General features: G+C 63.5%; 14 protein-coding genes and 1 tRNA gene. 11 read left to right on the plus strand and 4 right to left on the minus strand.

What is annotated here, in order from left to right:
- Nucleotides 1–40: 40 nt before the first annotated feature.
- Nucleotides 41–241 carry a hypothetical protein gene (locus K3A84_RS15180; RefSeq protein WP_225010205.1) on the minus strand — a complete coding sequence of 67 codons (201 nt, stop codon included), beginning with the start codon at nucleotides 239–241 and terminating at the stop codon, nucleotides 41–43.
- A 159-nt stretch (nucleotides 242–400) separates the two neighbouring features.
- Between K3A84_RS15180 and K3A84_RS15185 the strand changes: the two genes are divergently transcribed.
- The 6 genes from K3A84_RS15185 to K3A84_RS15210 all read left to right on the plus strand — a co-directional run bounded on the left by K3A84_RS15185 (nucleotide 401) and on the right by K3A84_RS15210 (nucleotide 4,228).
- Entirely contained in the window at nucleotides 401–916 is a 516-nt protein-coding gene (locus K3A84_RS15185) for a DUF736 family protein (RefSeq protein ID WP_119747677.1), read from the plus strand.
- An 83-nt stretch (nucleotides 917–999) separates the two neighbouring features.
- Entirely contained in the window at nucleotides 1,000–2,049 is a 1,050-nt protein-coding gene (locus K3A84_RS15190; protein ID WP_225010206.1) for a DUF2493 domain-containing protein, read from the plus strand.
- A 14-nt stretch (nucleotides 2,050–2,063) separates the two neighbouring features.
- Nucleotides 2,064–2,294, plus strand: a complete 231-nt coding sequence (locus tag K3A84_RS15195; RefSeq protein WP_225010207.1) for a DUF6117 family protein — start codon at nucleotides 2,064–2,066, stop codon at nucleotides 2,292–2,294.
- Between the two features lie 125 nt (nucleotides 2,295–2,419).
- A complete protein-coding gene (locus K3A84_RS15200) occupies nucleotides 2,420–2,626 on the plus strand; it encodes a hypothetical protein (protein ID WP_225010208.1) in 207 nt (68 codons plus the stop codon).
- Between the two features lie 17 nt (nucleotides 2,627–2,643).
- Entirely contained in the window at nucleotides 2,644–2,901 is a 258-nt protein-coding gene (locus tag K3A84_RS15205; RefSeq protein WP_225010209.1) for a DUF5983 family protein, read from the plus strand.
- 238 nt (nucleotides 2,902–3,139) lie between these two features.
- Nucleotides 3,140–4,228, plus strand: a complete 1,089-nt coding sequence (locus K3A84_RS15210) for a DUF2493 domain-containing protein (RefSeq protein ID WP_318248320.1) — start codon at nucleotides 3,140–3,142, stop codon at nucleotides 4,226–4,228.
- 198 nt (nucleotides 4,229–4,426) lie between these two features.
- Here K3A84_RS15210 and K3A84_RS15215 read toward each other — a convergent pair whose 3' ends face one another.
- A complete protein-coding gene (locus K3A84_RS15215; RefSeq protein ID WP_225010210.1) occupies nucleotides 4,427–4,672 on the minus strand; it encodes a hypothetical protein in 246 nt (81 codons plus the stop codon).
- Nucleotides 4,673–5,109: 437 nt separating this feature from the next.
- On the opposite strand from K3A84_RS15215, the gene K3A84_RS15220 reads away from it, so the two are divergent.
- From K3A84_RS15220 to K3A84_RS15240, 5 genes are all read left to right on the plus strand, one after another.
- Nucleotides 5,110–5,412 carry a hypothetical protein gene (locus K3A84_RS15220; RefSeq protein WP_119747601.1) on the plus strand — a complete coding sequence of 101 codons (303 nt, stop codon included), beginning with the start codon at nucleotides 5,110–5,112 and terminating at the stop codon, nucleotides 5,410–5,412.
- The gene (locus K3A84_RS15225) at nucleotides 5,409–7,454 is read left to right on the plus strand and encodes a type IV secretion system DNA-binding domain-containing protein (RefSeq protein ID WP_225010211.1); all 2,046 of its coding nucleotides are present in this window, start codon (nucleotides 5,409–5,411) and stop codon (nucleotides 7,452–7,454) included. Before K3A84_RS15220 ends, K3A84_RS15225 begins: the two co-directional genes overlap by 4 nt.
- A complete protein-coding gene (gene mobF, locus K3A84_RS15230; protein WP_225010212.1) occupies nucleotides 7,451–10,405 on the plus strand; it encodes a MobF family relaxase in 2,955 nt (984 codons plus the stop codon). Before K3A84_RS15225 ends, mobF begins: the two co-directional genes overlap by 4 nt.
- Nucleotides 10,395–10,988 (plus strand): lytic transglycosylase domain-containing protein, encoded by a 594-nt coding sequence (locus K3A84_RS15235; RefSeq protein ID WP_263626346.1) that lies wholly within the window; start codon nucleotides 10,395–10,397, stop codon nucleotides 10,986–10,988. Before mobF ends, K3A84_RS15235 begins: the two co-directional genes overlap by 11 nt.
- 475 nt (nucleotides 10,989–11,463) lie before the next feature.
- Entirely contained in the window at nucleotides 11,464–13,029 is a 1,566-nt protein-coding gene (locus tag K3A84_RS15240; protein WP_225010213.1) for a recombinase family protein, read from the plus strand.
- On the opposite strand, the gene K3A84_RS15245 is transcribed toward K3A84_RS15240, so the two are convergent.
- Both K3A84_RS15245 and K3A84_RS15250 read right to left on the minus strand, forming a co-directional pair.
- Nucleotides 13,019–13,093, minus strand: a tRNA-Asn gene (locus K3A84_RS15245). The genes K3A84_RS15240 and K3A84_RS15245 overlap by 11 nt on opposite strands.
- A gap of 78 nt (nucleotides 13,094–13,171) precedes the next feature.
- Nucleotides 13,172–13,951 (minus strand): NAD kinase, encoded by a 780-nt coding sequence (locus K3A84_RS15250; protein WP_225010214.1) that lies wholly within the window; start codon nucleotides 13,949–13,951, stop codon nucleotides 13,172–13,174.
- Nucleotides 13,952–13,963: the final 12 nt, after the last annotated feature.

Below are 13,963 nucleotides of genomic sequence, written 5' to 3' on the forward strand. Positions count from 1 at the left end.
CGCGAGAAGGAAAAAGCGCGGGGTGGAAGAGCGGGCGAGATCAGGCGCGCGGCGCGCGGGCGCGTTTGCGGCTGGTGCGCTCGAATTCCGCGGCCGTTACCTCAAGGTCAGTTGCGAGCTGATGCAGGGCGCGTGAGGCGCCCAGCCGGGACATGCCATCGCCCTGCGCGGCCGAGCCACCGCCACGCTCCGCCCGTGATCGGGCGATCTTCGCCACCGCGCGTATCGTCTCCGCGTCCATCTGGACAGTCTATCCGATTCGGACGCGGGGGAACAGTCGCTCCCGGTTCGCGGCAGCGTTTCATCTCCGGCGGTTCACCCGGTGGAGCATCCGGCGCAGGAGAGAAGAGGAGGCTCTTTGAGAGTGTCGCATGAGCGACATTTTAGAGGAGTGAAGATCATGTCCAAGACTGTTGGAGAGTTCCGGAACGTCAATGGCCAGCTGCTGGGGTTCATCGCCAGCGGCGAAATCGACCTGCAGCGGGCACGGCTCAAGCCGATCGCCAGCAACAACCCGCGGGCGCCGAAGTTCGAGGTCGAAGCGATCAACCGCAACGGGCGCTGGGTGCCCTATGGCGCATTGTTCGAAGCGACCGCGATCCATACCACCGGGGAGATTTTCTACTCCGGCGAGCTGGACGACCAGTCCTGGCGCTTCCCGATGCAGATCGCCTTGTTCGGGACCGCCGAGGAGGGGTTCCGGGCCTCGTGGCGCCGCGACGACATGGCCCGGCCGGCCGGAGGCAGGGCAGCGCGCTCGCGCAATGGCGATGACGACGAGGGCGAGGATCGCGGCTTCGGCGGCGGCGAGCGCGGCCAGTTCGGGGGCGGATTCGGTGGATCGACCGCCCCGATGGAGGGGGCCGGCGCGCGCGGCGGTTTCAGCAACGATCTCGATGAAGAGGTCCCGTTCTGAGGCTAGCCCGATGGAGCCGGGGGGCGCTGCGCGCCTCCCGGCTTCTTCCTGTCCGTTCCCGTCTTTCAAGAAGGACCTGTCCGATGACCAGGCACGAACCCGTGCGCAGCGTCGATCGCTTCGCCGACCTCAAACAGCTCTATGCCGAGATGACCGCCACCCCCGAATTCCAGGCCGCCTTTGGTGACCCCATGCCGCTCTCGATCGTCGAACCCGGCGAGGAGCCGGGTGAACATGGCATGCCCGAAGAACTGGCGGCGCAGGCCGACAGCGCGGGCGTGATCGCCACCATCTTCGACCTGTTCACCGGCACGCGGCTGGAGCCGCTGGCCGCCGAAATCGCCTGGGGGTTCGTCAACTCCTTTCACTTCGTCGCCGGCAAGCTGGAGCGGCGCGAGGACAGTCTCGCCGTGGAAATCGCTGAGCTGGCCCGGCACCCCGATATGAGCGAGGTCTATAATCGCGAGCTTGAGGAGAAGCAGCTCCTTTGCCAGTCGACCGCCGAACAGCGCCTCGCGATCGAGACGATGCGGGATTATGCCGCCGAAATGTACCGGGCGATGTCGGGATGGCCCTGGTCGCCTGCGCGCGGGAGCCGCGCTTCGCGCATCTCGACCGCCAGCCAGATTGCCGCGATCGACTTCCTGCGCGCCCGCCAGCTCGATGTCCGCGACCGGCATAATCCGCAGGGACCGATCGTGGTCTTCTCGGGGCCGGCGATCTGGCACGATGTCGACCTGCTCTGGGAACGGCTCGATCTGGTGAAAGAGCATATTCCGCATATGGTGCTCATGACGACCGCGCAGCGCAGCGGCGCCGACCTGATCGCGGAGAAATGGGCCGCCAGCCGCAAGGTGCAGACAGTCCGGTTCAATCTGCTCGGGTCGGGCATGAAGGCCGCTTTCGCGCGCAATCGAAAGCTGCGCGATCTGAGGCCCGTGATGGCGGTCCTGTGCGAGGGATCGGGCGTCCAGGCCAATCTCTATGAGGAGCTGGATGGCGCGGGCGTGCCGATCCATGCCTTCCGCAAATCGGATCAGGCCGCCGACAAGGGGATGCCGGTGCGCAGGATAGCGGACGGACGCCGGACGGCGCGGGCGGAGCGACGTCGTGCTGCCGCGGCAGCGGCCTGAGCGGGGAGGGGATCATGGCCATTCCAGACGCCTTCCGGCAGAACTTCTCGACGCTGCTCCGCGCAGCCGAATCGGGCGACCTCGCGCTCGTGGAATGCACCGACGCTGAGACGGGCGAGCCTCGTTATGTCATCTGCGCGGTCGGTCGGGACGGCGATGACTATGTCATCACCCCTTTCGGCCATCTCCATGACGGCAATCCATTCGATGCCTACCGGCCGCCGACGGACTCGGTTCTTCACTGACACGGAGCATCCGTGCTGGCCGTCGGGGTCCGCTCCGAGGTCAGTGCGGCATTTCAATCTCGGGGGTTGGCTGCTGCGCAAGCCGCCTCCGGGCCCTCTGGAAAACCGGAAAGGAAGCAAACTCCATGACCGTCGTTCGACTTGATCTCAACGTCTTCGATCCCGCTGCACTTCACCACGCCGCGCTGGCTTCCTGCGGGAATCCGGACGACGCGGGGGATCGCTTCGGCACCCCTGACGCCCCCGATGTCGCCACCTGCATCGTTGAGCTGCTCTGCGAGCACGCGCCCGTCGATGCGGGCTATGAGGTGGTGAACTGGTCCGGCATCTGAAGAAAGGAGCAAGAACCATGATCGAGCGCATGCTGGTCCTTTCGACCGCCAACCTCACCCCTGAAACGTGCAATGTCTATCTGCGCACCGCCCCCTTCGCGGCCTTCGAGAAGGGCGATTATGGATGGTTCGTCCATGTGGCCACCGACTTGCCTGATGCGCTGCCCGCTGATCTTGCTGATTGCTTTGAGGTTGCGCGGCGGGACGGCGTGGAATGGATCATGCTTGACCGCGATGCGCAGGAGCATCCCGACCTGCCCGCCTATGAATGGTGAGATGATGGCGTCTTCCGCCCGCTAACTTTGGCTGTGCGTGGAGCTATCCCATGGGCATCGAGCCCATGGGATAGCTTTGGCACCCAGCGGCACCGTTCCGTGTAAAATATCTCTCTCAACAAGTCTTATGATGGCACGGGGACAGCACCGGCCTCAAGGACGGCGGGGCCCCACCATTTTCTTTGGCGAACAGAGGGCTGTGCTCTCATGCAAGCGTCCCGCGGCGCCAAAGAAAATCGTGACCCCCACCGCCGCTAAAGCGGTCGCTTCGCGATCCTTGACCCCGGCGCTCGGAGCCCGTGCAGGGGAAATGACCTCTTTCAAGAAACAGGAGGTCATCATGACGAACTTCAAGCGCACCATCCGGGACTTCACCGAAATCGCCGATCTCATCGCCGAGGAAACAGCCGCGCCCAGCAACGACTTCACCGCCGCCTTCAGCTCCGACCTCGATGGCATCCGCGTCGCGCGGGGAGAGGACGAACGCCTCGCCGACATGCCCGATCCGATGCAGGTGCAGCTGGCGACCGAACTCCTGATCGGCACCGTCTTCGATGTCCTGCGCGACACGAGGCTGGAACGCGTCGCCGAGCGCATCGCCTGGGGCATCGTCAACAGCCTGCACAGCACGGCACGGGGCCTGGCAGGACAGGCCGACGACGCCGCGCGCGCGGTGAAGGATCTCATCCGGTGCGCGGACGGGAGCGAGGTGATGATGAACGAGCTGGAGGAGGCGCAGCTGAAATGCCGGGAACTCGATGAAGCGAACGACGCCATCGCCTGCATGCGGGACCACGCCGCCGCATCGTTCCGGGCCGAGACCGGCAAGCCATGGTCCAGTGCGCGCGGATCGCTGGTGTCGAGCAAACGCACCGCCTCGGTCATAGACGCAACCGACTTCCTCGCAGCCCGCCGCAATCGCAGGATCGACCAGCACCATCCGCAAGGGCCGATCGTGGCCTTCTCGGGCGGCGCGGCATGGGACGATTATCGACCGATCCACGCCGCGCTGGACAGGGTGAAGGCCTTCATACCGAACATGGTCCTGCTCACCACGGCGCAGGATACCGGAGCGGACGCCATCGCTGAAAGCTGGGCCGCATCGAACGACGTCAAGCTGGTCAGGCTCGGCCTTCCAAAGGGGTTGGGCAAGCGCGCGGGGTTCGTCCGCAACGACCGCATCGCCGCGCTGCGTCCGGCCGACGCGATCGTCTGCGAAGGGTCGGGCATCCAGGCGCATCTCGCCCGCGTGCTGGGGGAGGCGGGGGTTCGTCCGCGCCTCATCAGCCGCAACGGCGGAGCGCCAGCCTGGGCACGAACGCGGTGAAGTCCGCGCCATGGGGACGGTTCGGGTCATGCCCGGACCGTCCCCCTTTTTTTGGGCGAACAGGATCGTCTGGCTCAGGGACCCGGCAGGAAGTGCCGGGTCCGTCGCCCGCCGATGCGGCGCCCGAGGGGGCGCCGGCCTCCTGCGCGTGGCTCCGCCATGCTCGTCGCTGGGCCGCCCTGCGGGCGACGTCATCGATCAGCGGGGAAGAGCCGGTAGCGCCTTGAGCGCAGCAAGAGCAGGGGCACCGCCCGCGCGGATCGCCTGGCCCAGAAGGTCGCGGAACTCTCGTTCGGTCAGCGTCTCCACCGCTAGTTCGGGAACCAAAGCAGCATATTTGCCGCGCAAGGCGCGGCGGGCAATCTCGACTTCGTCATCGAGCTTGCGACGCCGGGATTCGAGATCGGCAAGGCGTTCGCGGTCGGTCTGTTTCGGCATATCCATGGTCCTTCTCATGGGTCTGCCCGCCGAGCGTCATCATCCAAAAGCGCGCGCTCGCGCGCAAGGCCAAAATTGCATTGAGGCCCCTTCGGGGGAGCCGCGCCCCTTCCGGTGCGAGGCTACGCAGCGACGCTGTCGCAGCGAAAGGGAGGACGCACGCCCTGGGGCGTTTGTAATGCACCCCACGCACGGGTGCTGCGGCGCAATTTCTGCCGGATTTATAATATCTTGCATGTGTCACAGATCGGCAGCCATTTTGGCGCAGTTTGGCTGCCCGTGGCAGCCACGCGATAGGCGTGATCGAGCCAAGTGTTTGATCTTCCTTGGCACAATGTGGCTGCCAGCGGCAGCGACCATAAATCCTTGAGATCAAGCGCTAATTCTGGTATAAGAGCTGCGCTTCATCACGATCGTCAGGGTGCCAGACCGGAGTCTCGCCCTTGGCTCGCATTACAATCCGCGTCGATGACGCCCTTTTCAGGCGCCTCGATGCCCGTGCCCGCGACGCGGGAACGCCCACAGCAACCTACTGCCGCGACATCCTCGATCGCCATGAAGGCACGGACCCGACCGGGTATCACGCCCGCTTCGATGAACTGCATGCGACCGGTATACAGACGCTCGCAATCCTCGCTGCGTCGGTGGGCAAGCGCACGCCAGATATCCTTGAACAGGGCCTCGCCGATGCCCGCCGCCTCCTCCGGGAAAGGGGGCTGCTCGATCCCGAGCAGGATCGGCCATGAGCATCTTCCGGCACGATACGCTGGGGAGCTGGACGCGCGGCGGCCAGGCGATCGTCCACAATGTCCGGATGACCACGCAGGTCTTCTATCAGACCCTGCTGGCGGGGCTGGTCATCTGGATCGGCGGGATCATCTGGTACGGGTTCGAGAAGTCCACCGAATATGAACGCTATGTCCTGCTGAAGCTGGGGCAAGCGACCTTCATGGGGGACGCGGTTCCGGGCAATGCGACGCCCATATTGTTCAAGACGCCGGCCGGCCGGGAATATTGGACGACTCCGAAGGGACTTCTCGACTCCGGGGTCGCACACACCACGCTGGAGGCGTTTGAACGCTATCTCATCCACGGGGCGGCGCTCTCGGGTGTGTTCGCGCTGGCCATGCTGTTCTGGGCCTGGTTCTATTTCACCCGGACGGGAAGGGGTCTCGGCTCCAACCAGTTCTTGCGCGGCGCCCGGTTCGGAACTGTGCGGGAAGTACGCCGCGCGCTGTGGCGTCATGCACGGGGCAGCTTCGAGATTGGCGGGGTCAATGTCCCGGATATCTTCGAGCCGGAGCATATCCTGATCTGCGGTGCTCCGGGCACCGGCAAGACCAACATCATCATCAAGATGCTCGCCGGCATCCGCAAACGCGGCAAGCGGGCGATCGTCTATGATACAGCCGGCACCTTCGTCGAGAAATTCTACCGCCCCGGAATTGACGTCCTGCTCAACCCGCTGGACGTCCGATCCGACTGCTGGTCCCCCTGGGTCGATGTCCCCAAGGACTATCATTATGACCAGATCGCGGAGTCCACGATCCCGGACAAGGCGGGCGATCCCTTCTGGGCCAAGTCTGCTCGCGGCACCCTGGTGGCGGTGCTCCGCAAACTCGCACGCCAGCAACGCACGCTCGTCTCGATCCTTCTCGATACACTGCTGCGCTCCAAGCTGAAGGATCTCGCCGCCTTCGCGCAGGGGACCGACGCGGCGGCATTCATCTCCATGGAGGGAGAGCGGACTTCGGCCGGCATCCAGGCTGAACTCGCCTCGGTGATGCGGTCGTTTGCCTATCTGGACGACACCGAGGATGGGCTGTCGATCCGCGACTGGGTGGCGAATGAGCGGGACGACAGTTGGCTCTTCATCACCGTGAAGGCCGACCAGCTTCCCTCGCTCCGTCCCCTGATCACGGTATGGCTCGATATCGCGATCAGCGCGATCATGAGCCTCTCGCCCGACCGGGCACGGCGCCTCTATTGCGTTATTGACGAGCTTCCGTCGCTCCAGAAATTGCCGAGCCTTTCCGACTTCCTGGCCCGCGCCCGGAAATATGGCGGGTGCGGTATCCTCGGCTTCCAAAGCTACCCGCAGCTCGAGGCGACCTACGGCATCCAGGATGCCGCGGCGATCACCGGCTACTGCTCAACCTGGGTGGCGCTGCGCGCGAATGACACCCCGACCGCGAAGCATGTCAGCGAGAATCTCGGCCAGGTCGAGCAGGTCGAAGCGAATGAAGGCATGTCCTACGGCGTCAATGATATGCGGGACGGCGTGAACCTCTCGCGGATGCAGGTGACCCGGCCGTTGGTGATGCACACCGAGGTCACCAACCTTCCCAATCTTTGCGGCTATCTGCGGTTCGGCCGCAATCTGCCCGTGGTGCGTTTCGAGGACAGCTATAACCGCATGCCCTCCATCGGAGCCGCGTTTGAGGAGCGCACGACCGGTCCCGTCCGGATGATCTTGGAGCCGCTCGCACCACCCGAGCCGCCCGCCGAGCCACCGCCGCCGCCCTCGCGTCCGACGACGCGGCGGCGGCGCTCGTCTCCTGCGGACAGCGGACCCGAACTGCCGCTGGGCCAGCCCGCTCCTTCACCACCAACCGAAGCGGTGGAACCGATCGACGCGCCGATTGCGGAGGCGGCCGACCCGGGCCGCGCCGAAGATGTCGCACAGCCATCGTCCCCACCGCTCACGCTTTACGGGAAGCCGACCGCTTCCCGGCTGCGCCAGCATGGTCGCCATAGTGGCGACCGGAACTCGGCGAGGCCGGCATGATCAATCCCATCCGCCTCAAGGGCACGCCCGCCAATATCAGTCGCTATTATACGGTCGGCGACTATTACACCAAGGGCACCGACGAGCATTCGGAGTGGGGCGGCCAGATCGCCGCCGAACTCGGGCTGGAGGGTAAGGTCGACCCGGCCGTGTTCCAGGATCTGCTTGCCGGGAAGGTGGGCGATCTTCAGCTTGGCCGTCACCGCGCCGAGGGGAAGATCCAGCATCACCCTGGCTGGGATTTCGCGGTCAATGCTCCGAAGTCCGTCTCGATCATGGCGCTCGTCATGGGCGACGAGCGTATCCTCGCTGCCCATGAGAAGGCCGTCGGCGTAGCGCTCGACTATCTCGAGGAACATGCGTCCTTGCGGCACCGAGTCGATGGCGAAATCGTCCACGAAACGACCGGCCGGCTGATCTTCGCGCGCTTCACCGAACATGCATCGCGGGAACTTGATCCGCACCTCCACACGCATGTCGTCGTCATGAACATGACCAACCGCCAGGACGGCGATTGGATGGTCAGTCTCGAAACCAGGGCGATGTTCGTCGAGCAGATCGTCGCCGGCCAGGTCTATCGCAACGAACTGGCGCACGACCTTCGCGAGCTTGGCTATCAGATAGACTTCGACCCCCGGAAAGGCCTCTTCGAAATCCGTGGTGTCCCGCCCGAGCTGGCCAAGGTCATGTCGCAGCGGGCCGAACAGATTAACGCGCATGCCAAGGAGCATGGCCTGACCGGACAGGCCGGCCGACAGAAATCCTTCTATGCGACGCGTGGTCCGAAGGAGAAAATCTCGCTGGAGCAGTTGCACGACCAGTGGGCGTCCAGGTCGGCGCCCTATCGGAAGATACTCGACGCCACGCGAGAAAATGCAGACCGCAGCGAGCATGACACCGGACCCCCAGATGATCGCACCTCGGCCCGCGCAATGCTGTTCGGTATTCGCCAGGCCGAGACTCGGGAGGCCGTCAACAATCTGGGACGCATGTTCCGGCTCGCGCTTGCCTCTCACGTCGGAGAAGTCCGGCTCTCGGATATTCGCCCCTTGGTCGAGGAGCATGAAAACCGCTTCAAGCTGCTCGCGACAAGGCATCAAACCGGAGACGAAATCCACACGCGAGGGCGCACCACCCGGCGCACCGCTCGCCTGGAACTTGCCCTTTCCGAGCATCTCTCGCTTTCGCTGGGCGACGCGACGCCCATTGCGACGGCCGAACGCATCCGGGCTGTCATGGCCGAAGCTGGCCTCAATCCCGCCCAGGAGGCAGCGCTCCTTCACATCGGGACGACCGGGGACCGGCTGGTCGGGGTCCATGGCGTTGCTGGTGCGGGCAAGTCGACGCTGGTGAAGTCACTGAACGACGCCGCGCCACAAGGAATGACGCTGATGGCGCTCGCGCCAACATCGTCGGCAGCGGCCAAACTTGGCGCTGACGCACGGATCGAGTCCCGGACGGTCGCCAGCCTCGTCGCCGGGGGCGGGCGCAACATTGATGACAGCTATGTTCTGGTGCTCGACGAAGCCGGCCAGCTCGGCAATCGGCAGGCGCTGCGGGTCCTCGAAATCAGCCGTATGACCGGTGCACGGCTGATCATCCTCGGTGACAACAAGCAGACGGGTGCCATCGAACAGGGGAAGGCATTCTGGCTGTTGCAGAAGCTGGGCCTGCCGACAGCCGAGCTCACCGAGTCCGTGCGCCAGGAAACGCGCATGATGAAAGCCGCGGTCACCCAAGCCCGCCTGGGCAACTATGCCGCATCGCTCGAGAACCTCGACAAGGTGGTCAGCGGTGGGAATGCCGAGACGCTGGCGAAGGGACTGGTCGGGGAATGGACCAGGCTTAAACCGGAGAATCGCGCAAACACCAACATCCTCGTGCTGGAGAATGCCACCCGGCTGATCGTCAACAGCAAGATCCGGGAGGCACTCAAAACGGAAGGCGCCGTCGCCGCAGAGGAAGCCCGTCTGTCTGTGCTCACGCCGGCTGGGATGACCGACCAGGAGAAGCACTTTGCCCGCTTCTACTCGGGTGGGCAGGTCCTGATCTTCGCCCGCGACAACGCGGGGCTGGGGATTGCCCGCGACGTCGAATATCGGGTCGTGGGGATCGGCCGTGATGCGAACGGTCGGCAGGTGGTCCGGATGGTCGACGAACACGGTCGGACCATCCGGTGGGACCCTCGTATCGGACGCGCCTCGCAGGTCAATGTGTTCCGCAGCGAAGAACGCGATTTGGCCACGGGTGACCGCATCCAGTGGCGATTGGTGAACCATGACCTTGGTTTGAAGAACGCCGAGCGGGGAACGGTTGAGCGCCTGGATGGAGCGGTTGCCACGATCCGCTGGGATCGCGAAGGGCGGGTGCAGGACATTGATCTCTCCCAGCATAAGAGCTGGGACCATGGCTATGCGGAGACGGTCTATTCCGCGCAGTCCAAGACCTACGACCGCGCCTATGTGCTGGCACCGGTGAACTCCGGCCTCGTGACCGGCCAGAACTATTATACCGCGATTACGCGCGCGCGCTACGGCGTGAAGCTTTGGACCGAGGATCGAGAACGGCTCGTCGAGAAGCTCGAACGCCACTCCGGCGAGAAGACCTCCGCACTCGAAGGTCTCGGCAGGCTCGATCGCGACAGTCACAGGGCCCGCGAGGAGCGCCACGGAGAGCGCTGGGACCGACTGCGGGATCAGCAGCGCGGTGATCGCGAGGAGCGCAAGGATCGGATGCGCGTGGAGCGAGAGGCTCGCGAGCGCCCGGAACCAGATGGCCTTGCCCACTTGCTCGCGGGTCGGGCGCAATCTGCGGCGGAGGCCGTGGATAGGTGGCTCTCGAACATCCTGACGCGCAGTGTCGAGGAGAGCCAACACACACGTGCCGCGGCCCCACGGTCAGACCCGGCCCCGGTTCAGCAGCATGACCAGGCGGTCCGCCATGATCATTAAGGCCGCGTTCCAAACAATGATCGCGCGGCGCAGGATCGCGCCGATCATCCTTCGGGTGACCCTATCGGCGGTGATCGTCGCCAGCCCTCTGCAATCATTGGAGGCCCGTGCCGCGGAGCAGCGGACGGCCGATGAGCGGATCGTTGCGGCCTGCATCGCTCGGTCGGCGGCCGGTCGCGTCTGGCTCGAAAAGACCCTCTGGGGACTGCGAGATCAGGAGGGCGGTTGGGTAGGTGCGGAGGTCGCAAACAGTGACGGCAGCCACGATCTCGGGCCGCTGCAGGTCAACAGCTGGTGGGTGCCCCGGTTGGCCGCCGTCACCGGGCGGTCGGAGCGCCACATCCGCCATTGGCTGAAACAGGATGCCTGCTTCAACGTCGAGGCTGCACGCTGGATATTCCTCTCCGGCTTGGCCGCCACGCGGGACTATTGGAAGGCGATCGGTGTCTATCACAGTCCCACGGGATGGCGGCAACAACGCTACACCTCGAGCGTCCTCGTCCATCTACGGCGACGGTTCGGGGCCAGCCTCTTTGCTCGACCCTCAAAGGGGCCATCACCAGTTTCTGTGACTACGCCATGAGGCGTCGTCGTCGGCCCAAGGTTCTGGAAGCCAGTTCACCACCCCCGCCGCAAGTAGTGGCAGAAGTTGTCGCCTCACCTCCAGCACTCGATTCCAAGAACGATCCAAAGCCCGTCGAACCGCCACCACCACTACCTTTGGTGACTGTGTCCTCCGGGATGCATGACACATCGCCTAGCTTTGGAAGGCGACGGGTTTCCAGGCGCGCGATGTTCTCGACCGCCCTAGTCGCTGACGCCAGAGCGTATTTCGAACAGCACCTCGATCGTCCTGTCAGCGACGATGAAGCGAGAAACTTTCTGGGGGATTTCGTGGATTTTTTCACCGCTTTCGACAGTCGCCAATAGGATCGTGGAGGGAGTCGTCAACTGCAAGAAGATCAGACAACCCCAAGTAATGCACATATCGAACTTTTCGGATGACTTTCAAAAACGGGAGGATGGATGGTATATTGGGGTAAGGAGGAGCAATTGATATGACGAGACCACGCGCAAAGATCGTACAGCCGAAGGCAAAGCGTATCATTCAAGAACGCAATAAGGCCGTCATGTACGCAAGAGTATCGACCAGCGAGCAGGAGAAGGAAGGATTTTCTATCCCGGCACAGCAGAAGTTGATGCGAGAGTATGCGGCTCAGAACGGCATAACGATTGCCTCTGAACATGTTGACGTGGAGACCGCGAAGCGTGCCGGTCGTACCGGATTCGAGGAAATGCTTCGCTACATCAGATCCCATCCAAGCGTCAGAACGATTCTGGTCGAGAAGACCGACAGGCTCTACCGCAACCTCAAGGACTGGGTGACGGTCGACGGATTGGATATCGAGATCCATTTCGTGAAGGAGAATGTCGTTCTCTCCCGGGATTCGAGATCATCGGAGAAGTTCATGCATGGCATCAAGGTTTTGATGGCCAAGAACTATATCGACAATCTCTCTGAGGAGACCCGCAAGGGAATGCTCGAAAAGGCAGAGCAGGGGATTTGGCCGACCTTCGCTCCCCTCGGCTATGTGAATGTGATGGGCCCGCTCGGCAAGAAGGTCATTACAATCGATCCGGATATCGGTCCGTTGGTGACCCGCGTGTTCGAATGGTTCGAGAGCGGCCAATATTCGCTCAAGGAAGTGACCCAATTGGCCGTCAGGGCTGGCCTCCGGTACCGCAAGAGCGGAAAACCGGTGGGCGTGAGCACGATCAATACAATGCTGCGCAGCCGGATTTACACGGGCTCGTTCGAATGGCTGGGCAAACTCTACAAGGGCTCGCACACGCCGCTGACGACCTTTGCCACCTGGTCCAACGTGCAGGAGATCCTGGATGGCCGGAGCATCTCCAACGTCCACGGCAATCGGCTTCAATTCGCTTACACCGGACTGATCACCTGTGGTCACTGCGGTTGCGCGGTCACGGCCGAGATCAAGAAGGGCCGATACATCTACTACCACTGCTCACGGTTCAAGGGGCGCTGCCCTGAGCGGTATGTACGGGAGGAGGCTCTCGACGAGCAGTTCGCAGCTGTCCTCAGGCGGCTTCGGTTGGATGATGCGTCATTCCGGCTCATTGAGCGAGCCATCCGTGAGAGTCATGCAGACGAGCGGCGCGACCGCGACGAATCGGTTGAGCGCTTGCGGGCTGAGGCCGATCGCCTTCAGCACCGATTGGACACTCTTTACCTCGACAAGATCGATGGGCGTGTCACGGTCGAATTCCACGACCGGGTTTCAGCGACCTGGCGTGAAGAGCGGGATCGGACGCTCCGAGATATGGAGAGCTTGCATGCCGCCGAGGACGACCTGATTGATGATGGTCTGGCGCTGCTGGATTTCGCGAGGACCGCCCACAACCAGTTTGCGGATCAGCCCTTGGCGACCAAGCGGCGGGCTCTGAATTTGATATTATCGAACTCGTCATTCGCGGGTGGAGCGCTGACCGTCACTTTCCGCGAACCGTTTGGAATTCTTGAAAAAATTGGCGAAACTGGTGGCTCCGGCCCAGCGCCAAAAGGGGGCAAAAAACCCCCATTTTTAGAATTGGCTCCCTGAGTAGGATTCGAACCTACGACCAAGTGATTAACAGTCACCTACTCTACCGCTGAGCTATCAGGGAGCAGCCTCGGTTGCCCGGGGCAGGACCGCGCTAATAGCAGGCGAATCCGGTTTGGCAAGCACCTCGTCCCATGTTTTTTCACACCATGAACTGTTCGGCGAAAATGCGTTCCTCCAGGCTCTGCCCGCGGTCGAACAGCAGCGTCAGGCGGTGTTCGGGCTCGGCCACCACGCGCACTTCCTTCACGTCTCGCACTTCGCGCTGGTCGGCCACCACCAGTACGGGACGCTTCACGGATTCGCGCGCGCGGAACACGATCTCGTAAGTTTCGGGCAGGATCGCGCCGCGCCAGCGGCGAGGGCGGAACGGGCTGATCGGGGTCAGCGCCAGCATGTTCGAGCCCAGCGGCAGGATCGGACCGTTGGCCGACAGGTTGTACGCGGTCGATCCCGCGGGCGTTGCCACCAGCACGCCGTCGCAGGCCAACTCGGGGATGCGGACCTTGCCGTTGACTGAGACTTCCAGCTTCGCCGTCTGGCGCGTTTCGCGCAGCAGCGAGACCTCGTTGATCGCCCAAGAGGTCGCGACTTCGCCGGTGTTGGTGGTCGCTTCCATGCGCAGCGGGGCCACCGCGATGGAGCGCGCCTTGGCCACGCGCTCGGCGATTGTGCGGCTCGACTTGTACTTGTTCATCAGGAAGCCGACGGTGCCCAGGTTCAGCCCGAACGCGGGCTTCATCGGCCCCTGTTCCAGCATCTGGTGCAGCACTTGCAGCATGAAGCCATCGCCGCCCAGTACGACCACGGCGTCGGCCTCCTCCAGCGGGACCCAGGGATGCGATTGGCGCAATGTTTCGTCTGCTTCCTGCGCCCGGTCGGTGGGCGAGGCGAGCAGCGCCAGGCGCTGGCTGTCGGACATTGTGGCGTGATC

The organism is Novosphingobium percolationis (assembly GCF_020179425.1).
Taxonomy (GTDB): domain Bacteria; phylum Pseudomonadota; class Alphaproteobacteria; order Sphingomonadales; family Sphingomonadaceae; genus Novosphingobium; species Novosphingobium percolationis.